This is a genomic window from Thermoplasmata archaeon, assembly GCA_035622275.1.
GTDB lineage: Archaea > Thermoplasmatota > Thermoplasmata > Lutacidiplasmatales > UBA184 > Lutacidiplasma.
The window spans coordinates 10,168-33,141 of record DASPVQ010000015.1; the positions used below are offsets into that span (position 1 = coordinate 10,168).

Annotated in this window: 23 protein-coding genes and 1 pseudogene; 10 read left to right on the forward strand and 14 right to left on the reverse strand. The window is 73.8% G+C overall.

Annotation, left to right across the window (positions count from 1 at the left end):
• The first annotated feature begins 37 nt into the window (after positions 1-37).
• The 5 genes and pseudogenes from VEL82_04265 (at position 38) to VEL82_04285 (ending at position 5,333) form a co-directional block, all read left to right on the forward strand.
• On the forward strand, positions 38-1,534 hold the full coding sequence (locus VEL82_04265) for a HEAT repeat domain-containing protein (GenBank protein ID HXW67075.1): 1,497 nt from the start codon (positions 38-40) through the stop codon (positions 1,532-1,534).
• Positions 1,531-2,460 carry a GNAT family N-acetyltransferase gene (locus tag VEL82_04270; GenBank protein HXW67076.1) on the forward strand — a complete coding sequence of 310 codons (930 nt, stop codon included), beginning with the start codon at positions 1,531-1,533 and terminating at the stop codon, positions 2,458-2,460. Before VEL82_04265 ends, VEL82_04270 begins: the two co-directional genes overlap by 4 nt.
• Entirely contained in the window at positions 2,408-3,742 is a 1,335-nt protein-coding gene (locus VEL82_04275) for a hypothetical protein (GenBank protein ID HXW67077.1), read from the forward strand. The genes VEL82_04270 and VEL82_04275 overlap by 53 nt, the downstream gene beginning before the upstream one ends.
• A 26-nt stretch (positions 3,743-3,768) precedes the next feature.
• Positions 3,769-4,878, forward strand: coding sequence for a hypothetical protein (locus VEL82_04280; GenBank protein ID HXW67078.1), 1,110 nt, complete (start codon positions 3,769-3,771; stop codon positions 4,876-4,878).
• Positions 4,791-5,333 (forward strand): annotated as a pseudogene (locus VEL82_04285) (DNA-3-methyladenine glycosylase). Before VEL82_04280 ends, VEL82_04285 begins: the two are co-directional and overlap by 88 nt.
• Positions 5,334-5,412: 79 nt before the next feature.
• On the opposite strand, the gene VEL82_04290 reads toward VEL82_04285, so the two are convergent.
• From VEL82_04290 to VEL82_04300, 3 genes are read right to left on the reverse strand one after another with little or no spacing between them, the layout of a single operon-like run.
• Complete coding sequence (locus VEL82_04290) at positions 5,413-5,577, reverse strand: 50S ribosomal protein L37e (GenBank protein ID HXW67079.1); 165 nt, start codon at positions 5,575-5,577, stop codon at positions 5,413-5,415.
• A gap of 11 nt (positions 5,578-5,588) precedes the next feature.
• Positions 5,589-5,801, reverse strand: a complete 213-nt coding sequence (locus tag VEL82_04295) for an LSm family protein (protein HXW67080.1) — start codon at positions 5,799-5,801, stop codon at positions 5,589-5,591.
• A 31-nt stretch (positions 5,802-5,832) separates the two neighbouring features.
• Positions 5,833-6,576 (reverse strand): AAA family ATPase, encoded by a 744-nt coding sequence (locus VEL82_04300; GenBank protein HXW67081.1) that lies wholly within the window; start codon positions 6,574-6,576, stop codon positions 5,833-5,835.
• Between the two features lie 158 nt (positions 6,577-6,734).
• Here VEL82_04300 and folP point away from each other — a divergent pair, with 158 nt between their 5' ends.
• A complete protein-coding gene (gene folP / locus VEL82_04305) occupies positions 6,735-7,964 on the forward strand; it encodes a dihydropteroate synthase (GenBank protein HXW67082.1) in 1,230 nt (409 codons plus the stop codon).
• A gap of 1 nt (position 7,965) precedes the next feature.
• On the opposite strand, the gene VEL82_04310 is transcribed toward folP, so the two are convergent.
• The 6 genes from VEL82_04310 to VEL82_04335 form a co-directional block, all read right to left on the reverse strand.
• Positions 7,966-8,148 carry a hypothetical protein gene (locus tag VEL82_04310; GenBank protein ID HXW67083.1) on the reverse strand — a complete coding sequence of 61 codons (183 nt, stop codon included), beginning with the start codon at positions 8,146-8,148 and terminating at the stop codon, positions 7,966-7,968.
• Positions 8,126-10,762 (reverse strand): DNA gyrase subunit A, encoded by a 2,637-nt coding sequence (gene gyrA, locus VEL82_04315; GenBank protein HXW67084.1) that lies wholly within the window; start codon positions 10,760-10,762, stop codon positions 8,126-8,128. The genes VEL82_04310 and gyrA overlap by 23 nt, the downstream gene beginning before the upstream one ends.
• A complete protein-coding gene (locus tag VEL82_04320) occupies positions 10,759-12,153 on the reverse strand; it encodes a DHH family phosphoesterase (protein ID HXW67085.1) in 1,395 nt (464 codons plus the stop codon). The genes gyrA and VEL82_04320 overlap by 4 nt, the downstream gene beginning before the upstream one ends.
• Positions 12,153-12,608 carry a 30S ribosomal protein S15 gene (locus VEL82_04325; GenBank protein HXW67086.1) on the reverse strand — a complete coding sequence of 152 codons (456 nt, stop codon included), beginning with the start codon at positions 12,606-12,608 and terminating at the stop codon, positions 12,153-12,155. Before VEL82_04325 ends, VEL82_04320 begins: the two co-directional genes overlap by 1 nt.
• Positions 12,609-12,684: 76 nt before the next feature.
• On the reverse strand, positions 12,685-13,035 hold the full coding sequence (locus VEL82_04330; GenBank protein HXW67087.1) for a hypothetical protein: 351 nt from the start codon (positions 13,033-13,035) through the stop codon (positions 12,685-12,687).
• 54 nt (positions 13,036-13,089) lie between these two features.
• A complete protein-coding gene (locus VEL82_04335) occupies positions 13,090-13,425 on the reverse strand; it encodes a hypothetical protein (protein HXW67088.1) in 336 nt (111 codons plus the stop codon).
• A gap of 103 nt (positions 13,426-13,528) precedes the next feature.
• Here VEL82_04335 and VEL82_04340 point away from each other — a divergent pair, with 103 nt between their 5' ends.
• Entirely contained in the window at positions 13,529-13,837 is a 309-nt protein-coding gene (locus VEL82_04340; GenBank protein ID HXW67089.1) for a hypothetical protein, read from the forward strand.
• Between the two features lie 11 nt (positions 13,838-13,848).
• Positions 13,849-14,997, forward strand: a complete 1,149-nt coding sequence (trpS, locus tag VEL82_04345; protein HXW67090.1) for a tryptophan--tRNA ligase — start codon at positions 13,849-13,851, stop codon at positions 14,995-14,997.
• Here trpS and VEL82_04350 read toward each other — a convergent pair.
• Positions 14,994-15,755 carry a tetratricopeptide repeat protein gene (locus VEL82_04350; protein ID HXW67091.1) on the reverse strand — a complete coding sequence of 254 codons (762 nt, stop codon included), beginning with the start codon at positions 15,753-15,755 and terminating at the stop codon, positions 14,994-14,996. The genes trpS and VEL82_04350 overlap by 4 nt on opposite strands.
• Positions 15,756-16,009: 254 nt before the next feature.
• On the opposite strand from VEL82_04350, the gene VEL82_04355 reads away from it, so the two are divergent.
• Both VEL82_04355 and VEL82_04360 read left to right on the forward strand, forming a co-directional pair.
• Entirely contained in the window at positions 16,010-16,501 is a 492-nt protein-coding gene (locus VEL82_04355; GenBank protein ID HXW67092.1) for a single-stranded DNA-binding protein, read from the forward strand.
• Positions 16,502-16,612: 111 nt separating this feature from the next.
• Entirely contained in the window at positions 16,613-17,308 is a 696-nt protein-coding gene (locus tag VEL82_04360) for an Lrp/AsnC ligand binding domain-containing protein (protein HXW67093.1), read from the forward strand.
• Positions 17,309-17,332: 24 nt separating this feature from the next.
• Here VEL82_04360 and VEL82_04365 read toward each other — a convergent pair whose 3' ends face one another.
• From VEL82_04365 to carA, 4 genes are all read right to left on the reverse strand, one after another.
• Positions 17,333-17,650, reverse strand: coding sequence for a winged helix-turn-helix domain-containing protein (locus VEL82_04365; protein HXW67094.1), 318 nt, complete (start codon positions 17,648-17,650; stop codon positions 17,333-17,335).
• The gene (locus VEL82_04370; protein HXW67095.1) at positions 17,647-18,375 is read right to left on the reverse strand and encodes a hypothetical protein; all 729 of its coding nucleotides are present in this window, start codon (positions 18,373-18,375) and stop codon (positions 17,647-17,649) included. Before VEL82_04370 ends, VEL82_04365 begins: the two co-directional genes overlap by 4 nt.
• Before the next feature lie 77 nt (positions 18,376-18,452).
• Positions 18,453-21,758, reverse strand: a complete 3,306-nt coding sequence (gene carB, locus VEL82_04375) for a carbamoyl-phosphate synthase (glutamine-hydrolyzing) large subunit (protein ID HXW67096.1) — start codon at positions 21,756-21,758, stop codon at positions 18,453-18,455.
• Positions 21,755-22,897, reverse strand: coding sequence for a glutamine-hydrolyzing carbamoyl-phosphate synthase small subunit (gene carA, locus VEL82_04380; GenBank protein ID HXW67097.1), 1,143 nt, complete (start codon positions 22,895-22,897; stop codon positions 21,755-21,757). The genes carB and carA overlap by 4 nt, the downstream gene beginning before the upstream one ends.
• Positions 22,898-22,974: the final 77 nt, after the last annotated feature.

A 22,974-nucleotide genomic window follows, 5' to 3' on the forward strand; every position in this document is an offset into this window, starting at 1 on the left:
AGCGGGGACCTTTTAGCCCCCGCCGTGTCGTTCGAGCATGGCCGCGACGCGACGAGCCCGCGCCCCCCGACCGACCGGGCGCGGGCGCCGACGGCCCGGGACACGGGCGGCCCCGAGCCCCGCGCGCCGGGCCGCGGCGATCCGCGCGAGCGTCGCCCGCGGACGGCTCGACGACCTCACGCCGCTCCTCGCCGCCCTCAGCGATCCGACCGCGGGCGTCCGCCAGACGGCGGCGATCGCCCTCGGGATCCTGAAGGACCCGCGGGCGCGCAGCACGGTGTCGACCGCGCTCAGCGACCCGGATCCCGCCGTGCGCGCGTGCGCTGCCGAGGCGCTCGGGGCGATCGGCCGGGCGGAGAGCCGGGAGGTGCTCGAGCAAGCGCTCGACGACCCCGTCGCGCACGTCCGGGCGCGAGCGGCCGGTGCGCTGAGGGCCCTCGCCGACGCCCGGAGCGCCGGCGCGCTCGCCGCTCGCGTGGGGGACCCCTCGGTCGAGGTCCGCCAGACGATCGCCATTGCGCTCGGGGGCCTCGAGGGGCCCGAGGCCGAGGCTGGCCTGCGCGGGCTGCTCGCCGATCCGGCCGACCGGGTCCGCCGCGAGGCCGTGCTCGGCCTCGGACGACGTCGCGGCGAGGAGGTCGCGCGGTCGATCCGCCCGTTCCTATCCGATCCGGCCCGCCGGGTGCGCGCCGCCGCGGCGGTCGTCCTGGGCCGTCACCGCGACCGCGACAGCGTGCCCGCCCTGCTCACGCGACTCGCGCAGCCCGAGACCTGGGAGAAGCCGGCCGTCCTGGTCGCCCTCGGTCGCATCGGCGATCCGTCGGCCGGGGCGGCGCTCGTCGCGGCCGCGGACCACCCGGCGCCGTGGGTCCGGGTCTGCGCGGTCCACGCGCTGGGTGAGCTCGGAGGCGAGGCCGCGGGCCGGGTCGCACGCGCCCACGCCCGGGATCCGGCCTGGTCGGTGCGCGGGGCGTGTGCGCTCGCCCTCGGAGCGGTCGGGGGGCCGGACGACCTGGCCCTCCTGCTCGAGCTGCTGCGCGACGAGAACCCCTGGCCCCGTCGCGGCGCGATCTACGCGATCGGCCGGCTCGGGCTCCAGGAGGCCGCGCCGCGGATCCGCGACGAGCTCGCCGACCCGGCGGCCGAGGTCACGCTCGCCGCGATCTGGGCGCTGGGCCGGCTCGGCGACGACGGTGCCCGCGAGGCCCTCGTCCGGCGACTGGTCCAGTGGCGCGCGGCCGCCGGCCCGGGACGGCCAGCGGCGGCCGACTCCGCCGGTGGCCTCGTCTCCGACGCCGAGAGCCGTCTGTTCGACGCCGCGGTGCAGGCGCTCGGGCGGATCGCGATCGGCGCGGACGACCTCTACGTCGCGCGGGCCCTGCGCGACGCGCGCGGGGCGCTCAGCGAGGAGGACCTCGACCGGGTCGCCCGCCTGCCGCTCCCCGAGCTCGGGGTCGACGCGGCGCCTCCGACCTTGCGGGCGCTCTTCGACGCCGCCCTCCCCGGCTCGATCGCGGACGACGAGTCCCCATGATCCGGGACTTCCGGGCCTCCGACGCGTCCGACCTGTTGCGCCTGTTGCAGGCGAACTTCCCGGAGGAGGAGGCGCTCAGCGGCACCCGGCCCGAGGGGTTCCTCGCGACCGTGCGGCGGATCTACCGCTGGGACGCCCGGTTCGTGCTCGGCCTCCTCGCGCTGTTCGGCCGCCGGATCTTCCGGTTCCTCGTGATCGAGGAGGACGGTCACCTCGTCGCGACCACGCTGCTCACGCTGCCTGCGCGGGCGGGATTCGTGAGCATGGTCGTTGTCGATCCGGCCTACCGGCGCCGGGGCCTCGCCCGCACGCTCGTCGAGCGGGCGCGGGCGTTCAGCGCGCGGGCGGGTCGCCCGTACGTCGCCCTCGACGTGCTCGAGGCGAACACGCCGGCCCGGACGCTCTACGAAGCGCTCGGCTACCGACCGCTGCGCGAGCTGCGGCGGATGGCCTGGGAGCCGGACCGCGGCGTGCCGACCGCCCGCTCCCCGCACGTGCGGCCGTTCCGGCGGGCCGACGCGGCCCCGCTCGCGGAGATCCTGCGGCGGAGCGCGCCGCCGGCGGTCGAAGAGGTCCTGCCGGTCTCGGCCCGGTCGATCGGCGGCTGGGGCGTCGCGCGCGCTCTCCTGAGCGAGGAGGCGGGCTGGGTCGTGGACCGCGGTCGGGGCCCGGAGGCGTACCTGTCGGTCGTCCGCTCGGAGGCGACGACGGCGATGCACTGCTCCGCCCCCATCGTCGCGGAGTCGACGGACCCGAACGACGTCGCGGCGCTCGTGGGGATGGGCCTTTCCTGGTGCACCGCCCGCGGCGCCCCCCGGGTCCTCGCCGAGGTCGCGGTCGCGAACGCGCGCGGTCGCGCGGCCCTCGAGGGAGGTGGCTTCCGCGACGCGCTCGCGCTCTGGACGCTCTACCGGCCGAGCGGGTAGCGGCGCCCGGGACCGAGTCGCGCTCGACGTCTACCTGTTCCCGGCCGTCATCGGAGGCGGGCTCGGCGACATCGAGGAGGTGCTCGCCGCCGGCCGCGCGCTCTCGCGCTCGGGCGTACGGCTGCGCCTCTTCCGCGCTCCCGGCCGAGCGCTGCCGCGAAGCGTCGACGGACCCTGGGCGTGGCCCCCACTGCGGCGGGTCCGGTCCGTGGGCCGTCGGGCTCCCGCCGCCCTGACGGTGGCCCCGGCCTGGGGCGTCAGCGCCGGACCCGGGCGGGCGGAGGCGTTCGGGCGCGCCGGCCCGTGGGAGCCCGAGGCGGCCGCGATCGAACGCGCCTACGGCGCGGGCGCCACGATCCACATCAGCCTCGAGGAGTTCGCCCGAACGCTAGCGGCGGGCGCCGAGAGCCGCGAGCGCTTTCGCGAAGGCGGCGTCCCGAGCCGTGCGATCGGCGCTCGCCTCGCCCGGGCCCGACGGTCCGGCGAGGTCGCCGAGTTCCGTGCCGCGTTCGCGCGCTTCCGTGCGCTCGACCGGGCCAACGTCCTCCATCTGTTCTGCGCGTTCCGGCCCGACCCGCGGTTCGTGCGGGCGTTCCCGCCCGCGATCGTCGCCGGGCCCCTGTGGCCGCGGCGCTTCCGTCCACCGACCTGGGCGCGCCGGCGCGGACCGCGCGAATGGATCTGGTACGCGAGCCCGTCGAGCGCCGAGGCGATCGCGCCGGCGGTCGTCGACGCGCTCGCGGCGAGCCGACCGGCGGTCCGTCTGCTCGTCCGCACGGACCGCCCCTGGGCCTACCGCCCGCGCCCGGAGGTGGTGGAGCTCGCGCGCCGACCGATGCCGGCGTCGGCCTGGCACCGCCGCTTCGCGCGCGCCGAGCTGCGGATCGTGACGGGCAGCCGCACGCTGCTCGAGGCGATCGAGCTCGGGGGACCGTTCCTCTACTTCAACGGCGTCCTGGGGCGCGGGGCCCGACGCCGACGGCACCGGCCGGAGAAGATCCAGCAGCTCCTATCGCTCGCGCGGGAGCAGGGCGCCCCGGCGGACCTGGTACGCGACCTCGACGACTTCTCCCGCGGCCGCCGGATCGGGGCGGTCGTCGCGCGCGCGGCGGCGCGCGCCGGTGGCTGGCGCCGGTTCCCGTCCGGGCTGCGGGCGCGCGGCTTCCGGCCGCCGTACGACGACGCGGGCCGCCTGATCGTGGCGGTCGCGCACGCGCTCGCGCGCCGACCCGGCGAGGCCGCACGGATCGTGGCCGACGTCCGGGCCGGCCGGGCCCTTTAAGGGGAGCCCTTCTCCCTGCGCCTTGGATGCCCGCGTTGGAGGCGAGCCCCGCGGCCGTCGCGCGCGCCCTCGTCGGCAGCGCGGTCCGGCTCAAGCGGGGGGAGCACCTCGCGATCCTGAGCTGGAGCCACACGCTGGCCTGGGCGGCCGCGTGCGTCGCGGAGGCGCGCCGCGTCGGCGGGGTCCCGTTCCTCGTCGTCGAGGACGAGGCTGCGTTCTGGCGGAGCGTCGATCTCGCGCCGGCCACGGCCCGCTGGGCCGGTCCGTCCGCGCCGCTCGCGAGCGCGGTCGCCCGCGCCGACGCGCTCCTGTACTTCCCCGGTCCGGCCGACCGACCCCGGCTGCACGCGCTCCCGCCCGCGCAGCTCGCCCCGTTCCTCTCGGCCGACGACCAGTGGCTGCGGCGCACCCGCCGGGCGCACGTGCGGGCCGTGCGGTGCCTGCTCGGCTACGCCTCCGACGCGCAGGCCGACCATTGGGGCGTGCCCGGCGCGATGTGGCGCAGCCAGCTCATCCGCGGGATCGCCGAGGTCGATTACGCCGAGCTCGGCCGCGAGGCCCGCCGCGTGAGCGAGCGGCTCCGTGGGGGGCGGCAGGTCCGGGTCACGGCCGCGAACGGCACCGATCTCGAGCTGCGATTGCGCGGCCGACGGCCGTGGGCCGACGACGGGGTCGTCGACGCCGACGACCGGCGTCGGGGTCGCACGCTCGCGAGCGCGCCGGCGGGTTCGGTGGTGGTCGCGATCGACGAGGCGAGCGCCACGGGAACGCTGGTCGCGAACCGCCCCAGCTTCCTGAGCAGCGGCCGGACCGAGGGCGGGCAGTGGGAGGTGGATCGGGGTCGCCTGAGGAACTACTGGTACACGGAGGGGGCCGCTCCGTTCGAGGCAGGGTTCGCGGCCGCACCGCGGGGGCGCGAGGTGGTCGGGCTGCTCGCGATCGGCCTCAACGCGGCGTTGCCGGGCGGCGTGCCCCAGGCCGAGGACCTCGAGGCCGGTGCGGCCACGCTCGCCATCGGCGGCAACGTGGTCTACGGCGGGCGGAACCGGTGCCGTTACCTCTCCTGGATCACCATCGGGGAGGCGAGCGTCGCGGTCGATGGCCACCCGCTGCTCGATCGGGGCAAGGTCCTCTGAGCGCCGCCGTCCGCCGCCTCGGCCGTGGGTTCTTCGACCGCCGTGCCGCGGTCCTCGCCCGCGCCCTCCTCGGCACGCGCCTCGAGCTACGATCGCGCACGGGTCGTCGCGTGGCCCGGCTCGTCGAGACCGAGGCCTACCCCCGCGGCGACCCGGCGAGCCACGCATTCCACGGACCGACCCGCCGTAACCGCTCGATGTTCGTCGGCCCCGGGACGCTCTACGTCTTCCGGATCCACCAGGTCGTCTGCGCGAACCTGGTCGCGCGGGTCGGCGAGGCCGTCCTGCTGCGCGCCGGGGCGGTCGAGGGGCTGGCGCCCGGGGCCGGGCGCGGGCCGGGCCGCCTCGCGCGCGCGCTCGGGATCTCGATCGAGGATGACGGCCTCGACGCGGTGCGGAGCCGGCGGGTCGCGCTCCGACCGCGCGACGGACCCGTCGGCCGGATCGCGCTCACGCCCCGGATCGGGATCCGGCGGGCGCGCCGGCGCCGACTGCGCTTCGTGCTGCTCGGGGAGCCGGCGGTCTCGCGCGCGCCTAGCGCCGCAGCTTCGCCCAGTCGTAGCCGCGCCGGCGGGCGGAGGCCCCGAAGCCGCACGACGCGCAGACCTTCTTCTGCCGGTGGTAGGAGTGTCGGCCGCACCGGCGGCAGATGATGTGGACGATCTTGCCACCGCGGCTCGATGCGGTCCCCTTCGTCACGGATGCCCTCCCTACGGCGAGATGTAGATGATCGAGTCGCCGCGCAGCAGCGTGAGGCCGCTGTGCGGCGTCACGACGTCCCGCACGACCTCTTCGGCGGAGGACAGGACGAGGTTCAGGTGCTGGTCGTAGGCGTCGAGCACGCCGCGGTACGAGCGCCCGCCCTTCATCTCGACCAGGACGCGCTTGTGCAGGCTCTGTTGGAGGACGTCGAGCGGCCGCATCGGGAGGGGCCAGCGACACGAGGACGGCTTCTTAACCCTTTTCGCGAGCACGGGAGCCGGGCGGACGAGGGGGGGCGCCGCGTCGCCCGCCTCCGGTCGCACGGGGTCGGTCCCGAGGGGCGAGCGCGCGCAGGATCGCGCGCGCGATCGCCGGGCCGGTGGGACGGATCGGGCGGCGTGCCAGGGCGCGGAGGAGCCGCTCGGTCACCGCGCCCGGAGGGCCCCCGCCGGGCACCCACCGGAGCCGGCGCCCCAGTCGGGGCGCGAGCCGGCGACGATAGAGCTCGTGCTCGAGGCGTCCGGCCGCCTCGTGCCGCGCGGCGAGGGATCTCGGGTGCCCGACCGGGTCGCCGGCCACCCGACGGGCTCGCTCGCCCGCCGGGGTCTCGAGGTAGAGGATCAGGTCGGGCAGACCCCAGCGACCCTCCCCGAGGAGGAGCTCCGCGCGCGCGCCGAGGCGCTCGAGCAGCGGGAGGGAGGCGAGCCCCCGGCGGACGAGGGCGGCCGTGTAGGTGAGCGGGCCGAGGAAGCCGGTGTCGAGCAGCACGTCCTGGCCCGAGCGGGCCCGGCGCACGGCGCGCCGGAACCGCCGGGCCTCGGCGTCCAGGAGCCGAAGCTCCAGACGCTCGAGCTCCGACGCGGAGCGCACGGCGAGCGACGGTCGCGGCCGCAGATCGCAGTACGCTTCGGCCAGCAACGGCGCGCCCACGGCGCTCGCGAGGCGGCGCGCGGCGGTGGACTTGCCGGCCCCGGACGGTCCCTCGATGGCAACGATGGCGCCCCGCGGCGTGGCCTCCCCCCCGAGCGCCCGGACCGCTCCCGCGCCTAAACCGTCTGGGCGCCTACGCGGTCCGTTTTATCGGGCGGGCGGGTCCCGCCGTCGAGGGCCCTACGTCCGCATCGGAGCGCTCGGGCCACCGATTCAACGCGCGGGTGCTGGAGAGCCAGCAGCTCGCAGAGATCGCCCGGGAGATCGAGCGGACCGATAGCGATCCCGAGGGCGTAGGGATCATGACCCGGAAGGGTCGGATCTTTCCCGTCCGGCTCGACGCGGTGTCGCTCAGGGCCTCGCCCCTCCTGAAGCAGGAACTGCTCTCGGTCGGCGGGGATGCCGCGCACGCGAAAGGGATCGCGGACCACTCCGTGGCCGAAAGCCCGGTGGTGCTGCTCGCGACCTGGGGCCAGTACCGACGGCTCCTTCCGAAGCTCCGTCGCCAGCCCTTCGGACTCGCGGAGCTCGCGGGCGAGCTCGACCGTGCGCTGCGCGCCTACGCCGCGCGCGGCCCCCGGACCGTGCCCGGGGCGCATGCCGCGTTCGTCGTGGGCGACCGACCGCGCGTCATGGGCGTCGTGAACGTCACGCCGGACTCCTTCAGCGACGGCGGCCGCTTCCTCGCGCCCGAGGCGGCGGTCGAGCGGGCGCTCCTCCTCGCGGCCGAGGGTGCCAGCCTCGTGGACGTCGGCGGCGAGTCGACCCGACCCGGCGCGACGCCGGTGTCAGCCGAGGCCGAGTGGGCCCGGGTCGCCCCGGTCCTGGACGCCCTGCGGGGCCGCCTGCCGGTGCCGATCTCGATCGACACGCGCCACAGCGAGGTCGCCGCGAAGGCCATCGAGGCGGGCGCGGACGTCGTCAACGACGTGGAGGGACTGCGTTCGGCCGACATGCGACGCGTCGTCGCCCGCACGGGCGCGGCGGCCGTGGTGATGCACATGCGCGGCACGCCGGCGACGATGCAGGAGCGCACCGACGACCCGGACATCCGCTCGACGGTGTTCCGCGAGCTCGCGGCGGCGACCGACGGGGCGATCCGGGACGGCGTCAGCGCCGAGCGGCTGCTCATCGACCCCGGCCTCGGCTTCGGCAAGTCCCCCGAGCAGAGCCTCGAGCTCCTCCTCCACGCGGGCGAGCTGCGGAGCCTCGGCTTCCCGGTCGTGCTCGGCGCCTCGCGCAAGTCGTTCCTCGGCGCGGCGCTCGCGGGCGCTCCCCCGGCCGAGCGCCGGGAGGCCGGGCTGGCCGCCGCCGTGCTCGCCGCGGAGCGGGGCGTCGCCCTCGTGCGCACCCACGACGTGGCGCCGACGCTCCGCGCGCTCGCGCTCGTCGCGGCCAGCGCCGGCGCGAGGGCGGCCGACGCCCGGCTGGGCCCGGACGGACCGGACGACTGAGCTATCCCTCGGGCCGCGGGGTGCCGTCCGCGCCGACCTCGACCTCGAGGACGAGCGAGCCGAGGTAGTGGCAGTCCAGGCAGTGGTAGACCTGGCCCGTGATCGATCCGGTGCTGAGGACGATCCGGATCGAGCCGCAGCTCGGGCAGCGCAGGATCCGCTTACCCCGGTCCCGGCGGCGCATCGTCATCCTCGGCAGCGAAGTCGGGACCGTCGTCGGGCTCGTCGTCGGGTTCGTCGTCCGGCTCCGGCGGCGCGGGCTCGGGAAGGTCGTCGGGCGTCGGGAGGTCGCCGGCGGTCGAGGAGTCCGACGGGTCCGGCGGGGCGCTGTCGTCGCTCCCCTCCCGGTCCTCGATCAGGACGGCGTCGCGCACGCTGTCGCCCTCGTCCAGGCGGATCACCCGGACGCCGAGCGTGTTGCGGGCCTGCGAGCGGATTCCCTTCGCCGCGACGCGGATCGTGACCCCCTTGTGGGTCGTGACGAGCACCTCGGAGGCATCGGTGGTGGGCAGGACGGCGACGACCGTGCCGTTGCGGCCCCCCGTGCGGATCGTCCGGACTCCCTTCGCGCCCCGGCGGGTGCGACGGTAGTCCTCGGTTCGGCTGCGCTTGCCGAAGCCGGTCGACGTGATCGACAACAGCGTCGGGAACTTCGGGCTGACCGGCGCCATCGCGACCACGCGGTCGTCCGCGGCATCGCTCCGACGGACCCCGATCACGCCGTAGGTCGCGCGGCCCATCGGGCGAACCTCCCCGACCGGGAAGCGCACGAGCTGGCCCGCGTGCGTCGCGAGCAGCACCTCGGTGGCCTCGTCGTCGAGGTGGGCCACGCCGATCAGCTCGTCGCCCTCCTCCAGCAGGATCGCCTGGATGCCGGTGGTACGGATGTTCTGGAACTGGTCGAGCGTGGTCCGCTTCACGACCCCGCGGCGCGTCGCGAAGAACAGCGAGCCCGTGCTCGAGAGGTCGTGGATGGGAAGCAGGGTCTGCACTCGCTCGCCGTCCTTGAGGCGCGGCAGCAGGTTGATCAGCGCCTTGCCCTTCGACTGCCGGCTTCCCTCGGGCAGCTCGTAGGCGGTCAGGCGGTAGACGCGGCCCTGGTTCGTGAAGAACAGCACCTCGTCGTGCGTCCGGGTCACGAACGTCCGGATGACGTAGTCTTCCTCCTTCGTCTCGATCCGGCTCAAGCCCCGGCCCCCGCGACGTTGGCGGCGGTACTGCTCGAGCGGCAGGCGCTTGATGTAGCCGTCGCGCGTGACGAGGACAACGACGTCGGAGTCCGGGATCAGGTCCTCGAGCGTCCGCTCGGTGAACGCCGGCACGATCCGCGTGCGCCGGGCGTCGCCGAGCCGCGCCTTGAGGTCGGTGAGCTCGTCGACGATCAGCCGGTCGAGCTTCTCGGGAGAGGCCAGGATCTCGCGGAGCGACCGCGCGAGCGCCTCCTTCTCGGTCTTCTCCTGCTCGACCGACTCGCGCTCGAGCGCCGTCAGGCGCGCGAGACGCATGTCGAGGATCGCTTTCGCCTGCTCGCCCGACAGCAGGAACTTGCCCATCAGGCTCGCCTCCGCCTGCGGCGCGTCCCGAGAGCGGCGGATGATCCGGATCACTTCATCGATGTGATCGATGGCGGTGAGGAACCCCTCGAGCAGGTGGAGCCGCTCCTCGGTCTTCCGCAGGTCGAAGCGCGAGCGTCGCGTCAGGATCGTGCGCCGGTGCTCGAGGTGCAGGACGAGCAGCTCGCGCAGCGGCAGGACCCGCGGGCGCCCGTCCACGAGGCACAGGTTGATCACGCCGAAGCTCGTCTCGAGCGGCGTGTGCTCGTAGAGCCGGTTGAGCACGATCTCCGCCGGCGCATCCCGGCGCAGCTCGAGCACGATGCTGGTGCCGGTGCGGTCCGACTCGTCCCGCAGGTCGGTGATCCCGTCGATCCGCTTGGTCTTGACGAGGTCGGCGATCAGCTCGAGGAGCGCGGTCTTGTTGACCTCGTAGGGGATCTCCGTGATGACGATCTCGTCTCGTCCGTCGCGCTCCCGGATCTCGGCGGCGCCCCGCAGGTGGAGCGTCCCGCGTCCGGTCGCGTAGGCCTCGCGGATCCCCTCGCTCGAGAGGTAGCCGCCCGTCGGGAAGTCCGGGCCGGCCAGGACCTCCTGGATCGCGTCCAGGTCCGCGTCGGGCCGGGCGAGGAGGAGGAGCAGCGCGTCCGCGACCTCGTTGAGGTTGTGCGGCGGCATGTTCGTCGCCATGCCGACCGCGATGCCGGCCGAGCCGTTCACGAGCAGGTTGGGGACCTTCGCCGGGACGTCCAGCGGCTCCTTGAGGGTCCCATCGAAGTTGTCGATCCAGTCGACGGTCTCCCGCTCGATATCGAGCAGGAGCTCCTCCGCGAACACGCTCAGGCGCGCCTCGGTGTACCGCATCGCCGCCGGCGCGTCGCCGTCGATCGACCCGAAGTTCCCCTGGCCGTCGATCAGCGGGTAGCGCAGGCTGAACGGCTGGGCCATCCGGACGAGGGCGTCGTAGACGGCGAGGTCGCCGTGCGGGTGGTACTTGCCGAGCACGTCGCCGACCGTGCGCGCGCTCTTGCGGTAGGGTCGGTCGTGGGTCGCGCCCGACTCCCACATCGACCAGAGGATGCGCCGCTGGACCGGCTTGAGACCGTTGCGGCCATCGGGCAGCGCGCGCCCGACGATGACACTCATCGCGTAATCGATGTACGAGGCGTGCATCTCCCGCTCGAGCGGGCGGTCGTGCACGCGGTCGACCGGCGCGGGCGGGCTCGCGTCCGGAGCGGCGCTCATGGGACCCCGGCCACGGGGGCGATCTGCCCACCGATCACGCGGTCCGCGGCCTCCAGGAACGCCGGCGCCGCGCCCGCCGGGATCGTCGCCCCGCTCGCGATGCGGTGCCCGCCGCCCTCGCCGCCGACGCTCCGGGCCGCCTCGCGGCAGGCGGCGGCGAGGTCGAGCCCTCGCTCGACGAGCCCGCGGGTCGCGCGGGCGCTGACCTTGCTGGGCCCGCGCTCGCCGTGGGACAGCACGAAGACGGGCCGGTTCGGGTCGAGGAGGTAGAGGATCGCCATACCGGCCTGGGTGCCCGCGAGCGTGGTGTCGGGGCTCTCGAACCACTGCAGGAAGCTCATCGAATTTACACCCTCTTCTTCGAGGCGAAGCAACCCCTTCAGGATGCCGCCCCGCCAGCCCTCCTCGGCGCGCCGGAGGCGTTCGGCCGCCGCGCGATCGCCGAGGGCGAAGGCGATGCCGAGGCCGGGGCTCCTCGCCCGCCCGGCGGCGCTCTGCCGATTCGACACCTCCTCGGCGTCGAGGCCGAGCGCCGGAAGGAACCAGCGCTCCTGGTCGATGAGCTCGAGCGCCTCGGGCGGGACGCGGGTGGCGACGAGGCGATCTCGCAGCGCCGAGGCGAGGCGCGCGCTCTCCTCGGGGGAAAGGGACGCGGGCGATCGGTCCGCTTCGACGCCGACGCTCGCGAGGAACGCCGCCGTCTCGGACGGGTGTCCCGAGAGGCCGCGGACGAACGGGTCGATGCTCGTTGAGACCGCGGCTCCGACGCTCGCGCCGAAGAGCGGGAGACCGGCGCGCCGCACGACCAGCGAGCGGCGGACCGCCTCGTCGACGAGGAGGCGGTTGAGCCCGCGGAAGCCGCCGACGTGCTGGCGGTCGCCGATGCCGCCCGAGAGGCCCCAGGCCGCGTTGTCCCAGTTCCTCGGATCGAGGAAGATCGTGAACAGCCAGCTCAGGGTCGCAGCGCACATCTCCGACATCCCATCGACCCCCCAGTCGAGCGGATTGACCAGGGCGACGTGCGACGGCAGGGCCGGCGGGGTGGGAACGCCCGGGTACTGGTGGTGGTCGAGGACGACCACGGGGTGGGGGTGGCCACCGTACAGGTCGAGCCAGCTCGCGCCGGTGTCGGCGACGAGCACGGGGCTCGCGGTCGCCCGCAGGAGCTCGGCCATCCGCTCCCGCTCGACGCCGGAAAGCGCGGTCGCCTGGGCCGCGTAGCCCAGGCGGGAGAACGCCCGAAGGATCGACGAGGCGCTCGCGATCCCGTCCGCGTCGTAGTGGTAGATGACGCGCCAGCGGCCGGGGTGGCCGAGGACGAGGCCGCGCGCGCGCTCGAACTCGGTCCGGTAGGCCGGATCGGCGACGAAGCCGTCCGGGCCCGAAGGCATCACTCCACCTGGAGCGCCGCCCCGGCGGCCGAGTACCGCCAGTCCTCGGGAAGGCGGTGCCGGCGCCGGTAGTACCGCGCCAGGCGTCGGATCCGCGACTCCATCAGGGTCAGCCCCCGACGGTTCGACCGGTCCTTCGGGTGGGCTTGCAGGTGGCGCTGGAGATGGACGACGCGTTTCAGCAGCGCCTGGAGGTCGTCCGGGAGGTCGGGCGTGACCCCGTTCTCGCGCAGGAGCTGCGTCAGGCGCTTACCCGTGACGAGGCGGCTGAGCGGCACGCCGTAGCTGTCGCGCAGCGTCTGCCCGATCAGCGCCGGGCCCGTGCCGGCCTTTGCGAGCTGGACGGACTGGGAGGTGACCTCCTCGGTCGTCGCGCTCACCCAGTCGGGCTTCGTGAGGGGGAACGGCCGGTGCGAGCCGGCACGACCCTTGTGGCCCGAGTGGATCCTCGACATGAGGGGTCCGCCCACCGGCGGGGCCTACTTAACGGTTCTAGCGCGCCCGAGATCGCGCCGGCTCCGGGGGCGGATCTCAGGGGATCCGGTCGGTCTGCTGCTGGGCATCGACGAGGAACTGCTTGCCGACCGCGGTGATCTGGTAGCGGGCCCGCGGTGCCGGCGCGGCGGCGCGGCCGCTCGCCGGGAAGTCGCCGCTGGCCCGGGCCTCGACCATACCGTTGCGCACGAGCAGGCCGAGTGCGAGCGGGATCTTCACGAGCCCCTTGTCGACGGCCCAGAAGTCGGAGAGCAGACGGTCGAGATCGGCGAGCTCGAGCGACTGCTCGCCCTTGCGCTCCTCGTTGATCGACTCGGCGCGGTTGAGCTGCTGCAGGATCGCGACGAGCGTCGCCCGGACCGGGTCCGGGGCGTCCCGGGATGGCATGCGCGTTAGCTACGCGGGCTTCCCCTACTTAAATCGGGAGGAGGCGTCGAACGTCTAGACACGCCCGACGCGCTCGATCTCCTTGAGCAGTAGCTGCTTGCCCTCGAGGGTGATCGTGTATCGCTCGCCGACGATCCGGCCGCGGTCCCAGGCGTACTCGGGGTTGGTGATCGCGCGGGCGAGCCCGTTCGCGACGAGCACGCTCAAGGTCCGGTCGACGTCCTGGAGCGTGGCGTTCGCGACGCCGAGCCGCGGGAGCAGGTGAAGGACCTCCTCCCGCTCGAAGCCGTCCGCACCGCCGTGCTCCTCCTCGATCCGGTTCAGCAGCTTGAGGACCTCGACCATCTCGAGGTGGAACTCGCGCGCCTGCTCGTCCCCGGTCGCGGACATCGGAGAGCGTTCGCGCGCTCCCCGCTCTTGAGGCTATGCGTCCACGGGCGCACCGGCGTCGGCCGTGGGTCTTTTAGACCGGTCGAGCAGGTACCCTAGGGCCATGACCTGCACCTGCCGCAACCCGGCCCGCTGCCCGGTCTGCAACCAGCCGGTCCGCGTGCCCCTCTCCAACCTGGAGAACCAGGCCGGAGGAGCGATCCTGGTCGAGCGGTTCGCGCGGCGGGACTCGTCGACCAGCCGCGAGGGGCTCCGCCGCCTGATCGAGGGATGGGCGACGTGCCCGTCGTGCGGTCACAGCATCCACCACGAGCATTCGCGCTCGTGCGTCGCCGAGGCGCTCAGCGCCGCCGGCGTCCCGCTGAGCGAACGCGAGTCGATCCTCGCGAAGATCACGTTCCCCGAAGGCTGACCGGGGCCCGGATGTCGCCGCCCGAGGAGTTCGTCGTCACCCCGTACGAGGTCAAGGGGAAGATCGACTACGACCGATTGCGCGAGCAGTTCGGCACCGAGCCGCTCACCCCGGAGCTGCTGGCGCGGATCCACCACCTCGCCGGCGGCGAGCTCCCGCCGCTCCTGACACGCGGCATCTACTACTCGCACCGGGACCTCGGGCCGCTCCTCGACGGCTACGCGCACGGCCAGCCGTTCTTCCTCTACTCGGGCCGGGGACCGTCGGGACCGCTGCACACCTCCCACCTCATCCAGTTCGACCTGTGCCTGTGGTTCCAGAAACGGCTCGGGCTCCCGATGTACCTCCAGATCACCGACGACGAGAAGTTCTGGGCGAGGAGCGGCCTCACGCGGGAGGAGACCGCCCGCTGGGGTCTCGAGAACCTCTACGACATCCTCGCGCTCGGCTTCGATCCGAAGCGCACGCACGTCTTCTTCGACTCGCGATCGATCGCGGCGCTCTACCCCCTCGCGATCCGGGTGGCGCGCAAGATCACCTTCTCCAACGTGAAGGCGGTCTTCGGCTTCGTTCCGAGCACCAACATCGGCCTCGTCTTCTACACCGCGCTCCAGTCGGTGCCGTGCTTCTGGCCCTCGTGGGCGGAGGGACGCAGCGTGCCGTGCCTCGTGCCGTGCGGTATCGACCAGGACCCGCACTTCCGGCTCACCCGGGACATCGCCGAGGGCCTCGGCTACCCGAAGCCCGCGCTCCTGCATTCCAAGATGGTCCCCGGCCTGCTCGGCGAGGGGGCGATGAGCACGACCGGCGCCCGGGCGGACGACGCCCTCTTCCTCAACGACCCGCCCCCGGAGGTCGAGCGCAAGCTCCGCAACGCCTTCACCGGCGGAAGGGCGACCGTCGAGGAACAGCGACGCGAGGGAGCGACCCCCGAGATCTGTTCGATCTGGGCGCTGTGGCGGACGCGCTTTGCCGAGTCGGACGCCCACTTCCAGGAGATCACGCGGACCTGTCGATCGGGCGAGCTCCTCTGCGGGGACTGCAAGGGCCAGCTGATCGAGCGGGTCCACCGCTTCTTCGAGCAGCACGCGGCGGCGCGCGATAAGGCGAAGGAGTGGGCCGAATCGGTGATCGTCACGAGCGCGCCGAAGCCGATCTAGCGGATCTCGGGCCGTCCCTCGTCCGGCGCGTCCGGACGCACGAGCGGGCGCTTCGGCCGCTCGGGCCCCTCGATCGGGGTCGTCGGGGGCTCGGGCACGCCGGCGCCCTGGACGGCCGTGAGCAGCTTGAGCATCGGGCGGAAGAGCGAGCGCGAGGCGCGCTCGGGGTCGAGGGTGTAGGCCCGATCGTAGGCCGCGATCGCTTCCTCCTCCTCGCCGAGCGTGAGGAGGCTCAACGCGAGCTCGAGCCAGCTCTTCGCCTCGCGGCCCCCCTCGCGCTGCGCGCTCTCGTCGACGTGGTCCTCGCCGAGCGCGCGACCGCCCGCGCGCAGCGCGGCGTCCTGGCTCGGCTCGGCCCGCGACAGCACGAGCGCCCGCTCGAAGGCGGCGGCGGCCCCGGTCTCGTCGCCGGACTCGGCGAGCGCGACGCCGAGCCGGTGCCAAGCGACCATGTCGCCCGGCGCCAGCGCGACCGCCCGCCGGTAGGCGAGCGCGGCGGCGCTCCACTCCTCGCGCAGGGAGCGCGCCACCCCGAGGTGGAACCACGCCTCCGCGTTCTGGGGGTCGAGCGCGATCGCGCGCGAGAGGGCCCCCTCCGCCTCCCGCGCCTGGCCAAGGTGGGCGAGGCAGATCCCGTAGTACGACCAGGCGCCCGAGTGGTCGGGGTGCTCCCGGACCTCGTCTCGGAACTCCTGCTCGGCGAGGTCGAACTCGCGCCGCCCGAAGTGCTGGACTCCACTGTCGAAGCGCTCGGACACGGGCCGCTCGCGGGCGGCAGGCGCCCGGCGGGCCAAAAGCGTGACGGCACAGCCGCACCGCGCTCCGGGCCACCGGCGTGCGTCATCGTCGCGCGGGGCCGCGGTCTTTATATCCGCGGTCCGGTCCCGCTACCTGAGGAATCCGCGAGCCCAGCCAGTTCGAGCGTCCCGCCCGTCTTTTCTCGACGAGTGTTCGCACGGATAGTCGAGCCCCGATTCCCTCCGCAAAACGCGAACCGAGAAGGCGACGAGCGATGGTAGACAAACCCCTGACGAAAGTGCGCGACCTGACGCCGAATTCGAAGCAAGTGAACGTCCTCGCGAAGGTCTTGAGCGTGGGCGAGCCGAAGGAGGTCATGGGCAAGTTCGGCGACCCGAGGAAAGTGTGCGAGGCGGTCGTCGGCGACGACACCGCCGTGATCACGCTCTCCCTCTGGAACGAGCAGATCGGGACGATCGCCAAGGACGAGGTCGTCCTCGTCGACAACGGCTACGTCTCCCTCGTGCGCGGCCACATGCGCCTCAACGTCGGACGCTACGGCAACCTGTCGAAGTCGACCGAGGCAATCGCCGAGGTCAACAACTCCCTCGACATGAGCCAGCAGGAGTTCGAGAGCGAGCGTCGGAGCTTCGGCGGCGGCTTCCGCGACCGCGGCGGCGGCGGCTACGGCGGCCGCAGCTACTCCGGCGGTGGCGGGAGCGGCGGCGGGAGCCGCGAGCGCTCGGACAACTACAAGCGCTACTAGGCCCGGTCGCCCCACGGCGCGCCGGTCGAACCCTTTCCCCCCGGCCGGGGGCGCGGCGCGCGCCCCGCCGCATCTGATTAAATAGACCGCTCCGCTTGGGCCGACCCACCGATGGCCGACGACGACCGGACCCTCGCGCTCTACGTGAAGTCGAAGCGGGCGGTCACCTCGTTCTACCACGCCCCGAGCTCGACCCCGTACGCGCACGATGCGCCGACCTCCAACGTGCCGGGGCCCTATCCGACGACCGCGGGCCCGGCGGGCGCGGAGTACGACACCCGGGCGGACGAGCCGGTCCATTTCCTCTCCGACGACCAGGCCCGATGCGTCGCGCTCGTCGAGGAGCTCGCGGCCCGGCGGGGCTACACGACGCACGTCGTCGACATCGAGAAGGTCGGTCGCGTCGAGCGCCTGATCGCCGAGCACCTGCGCGGGGTCCAGCACTTCCCCGTGCTGATCAGCCCGAAGGGCGGGCGCCTCGAGGGCTGCGACGCGTTCACGGAGGAGAACCTGGCTGCGCTGATGCCGACCGAGCTCAAGGGCGTCCGCGCGTTCTCCTACATCAAGGTCCGCGGCGGCGACCTCGACCGGATCCGGCACCTCCTCGAGAACCTGAACGAGGTCAAGGAGCTGCACTTCCTCACCGGTGACTGGGACGTCGTCGTCGTCCTCGACTTCGCCCCCGGCGCCGGCGGCAAGCGCACCGTGCTCGACTTCGTCACCGAGCGGATCCGCGGGATCCCCGAGGTGCTCGACACCTCGACGGTCGTGCCCGAGTTCTCCGTCACGAAGTTCCCCCTCCCCTAGCCTCGGGCGCCGACGGGCCTCGCGTCAGGGTCGGCGGGCGTCTCGCGTCGCGCGGACGCGGGCCGCCGCGAGATCCGACCGGGGCGCGGAGGGCGAGAAGATGCGGGCGAGCCCCTCCGCGATGAAGCGGTGGGCCTCCTGTCCCTTGGAGGTCAGCGCGATCCGGCCGTCGCCGGTCGGCGTGCCGGCGACCAGACCGAGCCGCAGCAGGAGGTCGAGGTAGCGCTGGAAGACCGTGTAGTTGAGGCCGGCCCGCTGCTGCAGCGGTGTCTTCAACAGGGGACCTGCCGCGAGCGCCTCGAGGAGCCGACCGACGACGAACAGGTCGGGCCGCTCGGTCATGGGGTGGGGCCGGTCCCGACGAACCGCCAGAAGAACTCCGCTTCGAGCTCGCCGAGCTCGCGCGATTCCCGCTCGAGCAGCGCCTGGTCGGCCTCCAGCCACTGCTTCGCCCCGCGGTAGAGGGGCCAGAGCACGGCGAGGGAGGCCACGGCGGCCGCGCCGGCCACCGCGAGGAACGCGACCGGCAGGCTGGCGGCCAGGGCGTAGGCTCCCGCGACCCCCGCGATGATCTGGCCGAGGGAGAGCAGCCCCAGGGCGAGGGGAACGAACGACCACTCGGCGTCCCGGCCGGCGCGCGCGAGGAGCTCCTGGGCGCGTCGGATCGACTCGATCCAGGGGGTCGTCTCCTCCGCGGCCGGTGCGTCGGCCGGCCCGGTCCCTCGTCTTCGGGCCGGGGTCCCGCGCCGCCCGAGCACGACCTCGCGCACCGCGAGGCCGAGGAGCGCCACGGCGGGCGCGAACGCGACGAACGGGCCCCACTCGGGGGGCATCGAGCTCGTCGACGTCCCGGCAGCGCCGGTGGTGGTCGTCACGACGGAGACGTACAGGTCGATCAGGCTGAGCGCGGCATCGCCGAGGGCGACGGCGAACAGGAACGCCCAGGCGAACGTGGAGAAGCGCCGGCTCCGCTGCGCGTGGCGCGTCACGCGGTCGTCGACCTCCTGGAGCTGGGCCTGCGCGGCCGCGACCGAGGCGGCGGCGCGGGACTCCGAGGGGCCCGTCACGGCCGTGGCACGGGGGCCACGGACCTTACCTCTTCCTCCGCGCCGGTCCGTCTCCGCCGCGCCCCCGGCGGACGGGGCTAACCGCGGCGGCGGCGTCGCCGTCGCCCCGGCACGACCGGAAGCTGTCGCGCGGCGGTCTCGGGCCCCGCCCCCGGCTCCGGCGAGCCGTAGAGCGGCTCGACGGTCAGCGGGTGGTCCTCGAGCCAGGCCACGCCCTCGACGTACGCCGCGAATGCCTCGAGGCTCGTGAACAGCGGGATCCCGAGCTCGATCGCGCGCCGGCGCAGGACGTACTCGTCCTCGAGCATCCGCTCGAACTTCTCCTGGGTGAGCGAGAGCGGCACGTTGAGGAGCAGGTCGATCTCGCCGTGGTCGAGCGCGCCGAGCACGTTCGGGTGGCGGTCCGGCTCGCTCACCTTGTGCAGGATCCGCACGCCGCGCAGCCCGCGGTTGGCGAGGAACGCGCCCGTGTCCTCCGTCGCGGCGATCCGCAGGCCGAGGGAGCGCAGCCGCTCTGCGATCGGCAGCAGCTGCTCCTTGAGCGCCGGACCGCCGACGCTGAGGAACGCGCTGCCCCGGCGGGGGACGAGGCGGACGCCGGTCGCGACCAGGGCCTTGACGAGCGCGTCGGAGAAGGTCGGCCCGAAGCAGGCGACCTCGCCGGTCGACTGCATCTCGACCCCCAGAAGCGGGTCGGAGCCCGCGAGCTGAAGGAAGGAGAACTGGGGGACCTTGACGCCCCAGCGACCGGGCGGCAGCGGCGCGAGGCCGTCACGGGTGATCGGGCGGCTCAGCATCGCCCGGGCCGCCTCGCGCAGGAGCGGGATCCCGGTCGCTTTGGCGAGGAACGGCAGCGACCGGCTCGCCCGCAGGTTGAGCTCGATGATCTGGTAGCGCTCGTCCTTGACGAGGAACTGGACGTTGAACGGGCCCCGGATGGCGAGCGTGCGCGCGAGGCGTCCGGCGGCGTCGAGCAGGCTCGCCTGCACCGCGGCCGACGTGTGCCGCGGGGGCAGGCAGAAGATCGCGTCGCCGGAGTGCACGCCCGCGCGCTCGACGTGCTCGAGGATGCCCGCGACGAGCACGCGCGTACCGTCCGAGATGCCGTCGAGCTCGACCTCGTCAGCCCCTTCGACGAACTTCGTGATCACGACCGGGTGCTCGGGCGAGACGCGCGCGGCCTCGGAGAGGAAGCGGCCGAGGTCGGCGCGGCCAGCGATCACTCGCATCGCCTGGCCGCTGAGGACGTACGACGGGCGGACGAGCACGGGGTACCCCACCTCGTCCGCGAACGCCGCCGCCTCGTCGATCGTCGTGAACGCCCGCCAGGCCGGCTGCGGGATCCGAAGGCGCTCGAGCAACCGCGCGAAGCGCGCGCGGTCCTCGGCCGTGTCGATGGACTCGGGGGCGGTGCCGAGCACCGGGATCCCGCACATCTGGAGCAGCGGCGTGAGGTTCTGGGCGAGCTGGCTGCCAACGCACGTCACCACCCCACCGAACGACTCGAAGTCGACCAGATCGCGCACCCGTTCGAGGGTGATCTCCTCGAAGTACAGCCGGTCCGACCGGTCGTAGTCGGTGGAGACCGTCTCGGGGTTCGAGTTGAGGAGCGCGACGCCGGGCACGCCCTCCGCCTTGAGCCCGTCCACGAGGTTCATCGTCGACCAGTCGAACTCGACGCTCGAGCCGATCCGGTACGGGCCCGCGCCGATCACGAGCACCGAGCCGCCGGGCATCGGCCGGACGTCGTCCGCGTCCGCGCGGTAGGTGACGTAGAGGTAGTTCGTGCGGGCGGGCCACTCCCCCGCGAGCGTGTCGATCATGCGCACCCGCGGCCGGATCCCCTCGGCCAGCCGGCGCCGGCGGATCTCCTCCTCGTCCTGGTGCGCCGTGCGGGCGATCGCGCGGTCGGAGAAGCCGAGCTCCTTCGCCCGGCGCAGGAGCGGGGCCGGCACCTCGGCGCCGGCCCGCCCCGCGATCGCGCGGTGCGTCGCCTCGATCTCCGCCAGGCAGTCGACGAACCATCGGTCGACCCAGGAGGTGCGGCTCACGGTCGCGGCGTCCACGCCGGCGCGCAGTGCCTCGAGGATCCGGTAGAGGATCTCGGGCGTCGGCGCGGCGAGGTCCTCGAGGATCGCGTCGCGCGCGCGGACCTCTTCCGGCGGCAGGAGGTCGGCTCGGGGGTCGCCCATCCGGACCGCCTTCGCGATCGCCTCGGGGAACGAGGCGCCGATCCCCATCACCTCGCCCACCGACTTCATCGTGGGGCCGAGGCGGCGATCGGCCCGGGGGAACTTGTCGAGGTCCCAGCGGGGGAGCTTGACGACGACGTAGTCGAGCGCCGGCTCGAAGCAGGCGGTCGTCACGCCGGTGATGCGGTTCTTGAGCTCGGGCAGGGTGTAGCCGAGCGCGAGCTTCGCCGCGACGTAGGCGAGCGGATAGCCGGTCGCCTTGCTCGCGAGCGCGCTCGAACGCGAGAGCCGCGCGTTGATCTCGATCGCGTAGTACTCCTCGCTCGTCGGATCGAGGCAGAACTGGATGTTGCACTCCCCGACGATCCCGCACGCCTCGACCGCGCGCAGCGCGGCCTGCCGCAGCATCTGGTACTCGTGGTCGGTCAGCGTCTGGCTCGGCGCGATGACGATGTTGTCGCCCGTGTGCACGCGCATGCCGAGGACGTTCTCCATGTTGCAGACGGTGAGCGCGTTGCCCTTCGCGTCGCGGACCACCTCGTACTCGAGCTGCTTGAACGATCCGACGTACCGTTCGAGCAGCACTTGGCCGACCGGGCTCGCGCGCAGCCCCCGGCCGACGACCTCGGCGAGCTCCTCGCGCGTGCGCGCGACGCCGCCGCCCTTGCCGCCGAGCGTGTAGGCGACCCGCGCCATCACGGGGTAGCCGAGCTTCTCCGCCGCGGCGACCGCTTCGTCATAGGAGTACACCGCGGTGCTCGGGAGGGTGGGCACGCGGGCGCGCGCCATCGTGCGCACGAACTTCGCGCGGTCCTCGGTCGCCCGGATCCCGGCGAGCGGTGTGCCGAGGACGCGGGTGCCGCTGCGGCGCAGCGCGCCCGTGTCGGCGAGCTGGACGCCGCAGTTGAGCGCCGTCTGGCCGCCGAACGACAGCAGGATCCCCTCCGGCCGCTCCGCATCGAGGATCGGCGCGACGAACTCCGGGACGAGCGGCTGGAAGTAGACCCGGCCGTGCCGGGAGGGGTCCGTCTGCAGGGTCGCGATGTTCGGGTTCACCACGACCGCGTAGACGCCCTCCTCCTCGAGCGCCTTCAGGCACTGGCTGCCGGAGTAGTCGAACTCCCCGGCCTCTCCGATCTTGAGGGCTCCGCTGCCGAGGACCAGGACCTTGGAGGGGACTGCGGGGGTCATGCGCGCCGCCGCACTTTCTGGACGAACCGGTCGAAGACGAACCCCGCCTCCTGCGGACCGGGGTGGCCTTCGGGGTGGCCCTGGAGCGCGAGGACCCGGCCGGCCCGGTCGCGCAGCCCCTCCAGAGTCCCGTCGTCCGGGTTGGTGGCCCACGCCTCGAGCCCGGTGCCGGCGAGCGACGCCGGGTCGACCGCGTAGCCGTGGTTCTCGCTGACGATCAGCGCGCGCCCGTCGGGGAACTCGATCGTTTTGTTCTGCCCGCGGTGGCCGTACTTGAGCTTGAACGTGCGGGCCCCGCGAGCGAGCGCGATCAACTGGTGCCCGAGGCAGATGCCGAGGGTCGGAAGCGCCCGGGTCGCGGGGCGCCGCAGTTCCTCGATCGCCGGCGCGAGCTCGGCCGGGTCCCCCGGCCCGTTGCCGACGAGCAGCCCGGCGACGCGACGGCCTTCCCACCGGCTCGGCACCTCGTGGTCGTAGGGCAGGCGCAGCACCGAGACCCGGCGCGCGAGCAGCGCGCGCAGGATGCTGGCCTTGATCCCGCAGTCGAGGACGGCGACGATCGGTCCGCCGTCGCGGGCGATCAGGCTCGCGCGCTTCGGCGCGACCTCGGCCATGAACGACTCCTCGCGGTAGGGCGGCGCGGCCCGGATCGCCTTCGCGAGCTCGGCGTCGCTCGGACGTCGGTCGGCCGGCCCCACGTCCAGCACGCCGGGGACGACGCCCCGGGTGCGCAGGTGCTCGGTGAGTCGTCGCGTGTCGACCCCGCGGATCCCCGGCACGCCCTCGGCCGATAGCCACGCCTCGAGGCTGCGCGCGCTCGACCAGTGCACGGGCGACGTCGTCCCCCGGACGATCACACCGCGCGGCTGGATCTCCTCGCTCTCGAGGAGGGGAAGGCCGTCGCGGTCGCGGCCGTCGGACGGCACGCCGTAGTTGCCGAGGAGCGGGTAGGTGAACGTGAGCAGCTGGCCTCGGAACGACGGATCGGTCAGCGACTCGGGATAGCCGACCATCCCCGTCGTGAAGACGACCTCGCCGACGCGGCGCCCGGCCGCGCCGACTCCTTCGGCATCGAAGCGAGTCCCGTCCTCGAGAAACAGAGTCCCCCCGAGCGCGACCTCGTCGGCGCGAGCCGGCACGGGCGTCGGGAACCCGAAGGGAAGCAGGCCGGGCGGCGACCTTAAGATTTGCCGTCGGACGACGCGCGCGAGCGCGC

Bases quoted from the DNA above. Each gene is read 5' to 3' on its own strand.
- VEL82_04265 (HXW67075.1), top strand. From the start codon at position 38: ATGGCCGCGACGCGACGAGCCCGCGCCCCCCGACCGACCGGGCGCGGG.
- VEL82_04270 (HXW67076.1), top strand. From the start codon at position 1,531: ATGATCCGGGACTTCCGGGCCTCCGACGCGTCCGACCTGTTGCGCCTG.
- VEL82_04280 (HXW67078.1), top strand. From the start codon at position 3,769: ATGCCCGCGTTGGAGGCGAGCCCCGCGGCCGTCGCGCGCGCCCTCGTC.
- VEL82_04295 (HXW67080.1), bottom strand. From the start codon at position 5,801: ATGCGGCCGCTCGACGTCCTCCAACAGAGCCTGCACAAGCGCGTCCTG.
- VEL82_04310 (HXW67083.1), bottom strand. From the start codon at position 8,148: ATGCGCCGCCGGGACCGGGGTAAGCGGATCCTGCGCTGCCCGAGCTGC.
- gyrA (HXW67084.1), bottom strand. From the start codon at position 10,762: ATGAGCGCCGCTCCGGACGCGAGCCCGCCCGCGCCGGTCGACCGCGTG.
- VEL82_04320 (HXW67085.1), bottom strand. From the start codon at position 12,153: ATGCCTTCGGGCCCGGACGGCTTCGTCGCCGATCCGGCCTACCGGACC.
- VEL82_04325 (HXW67086.1), bottom strand. From the start codon at position 12,608: ATGTCGAGGATCCACTCGGGCCACAAGGGTCGTGCCGGCTCGCACCGG.
- VEL82_04330 (HXW67087.1), bottom strand. From the start codon at position 13,035: ATGCCATCCCGGGACGCCCCGGACCCGGTCCGGGCGACGCTCGTCGCG.
- VEL82_04335 (HXW67088.1), bottom strand. From the start codon at position 13,425: ATGTCCGCGACCGGGGACGAGCAGGCGCGCGAGTTCCACCTCGAGATG.
- VEL82_04340 (HXW67089.1), top strand. From the start codon at position 13,529: ATGACCTGCACCTGCCGCAACCCGGCCCGCTGCCCGGTCTGCAACCAG.
- trpS (HXW67090.1), top strand. From the start codon at position 13,849: ATGTCGCCGCCCGAGGAGTTCGTCGTCACCCCGTACGAGGTCAAGGGG.
- VEL82_04355 (HXW67092.1), top strand. From the start codon at position 16,010: ATGGTAGACAAACCCCTGACGAAAGTGCGCGACCTGACGCCGAATTCG.
- VEL82_04360 (HXW67093.1), top strand. From the start codon at position 16,613: ATGGCCGACGACGACCGGACCCTCGCGCTCTACGTGAAGTCGAAGCGG.
- VEL82_04365 (HXW67094.1), bottom strand. From the start codon at position 17,650: ATGACCGAGCGGCCCGACCTGTTCGTCGTCGGTCGGCTCCTCGAGGCG.
- carB (HXW67096.1), bottom strand. From the start codon at position 21,758: ATGACCCCCGCAGTCCCCTCCAAGGTCCTGGTCCTCGGCAGCGGAGCC.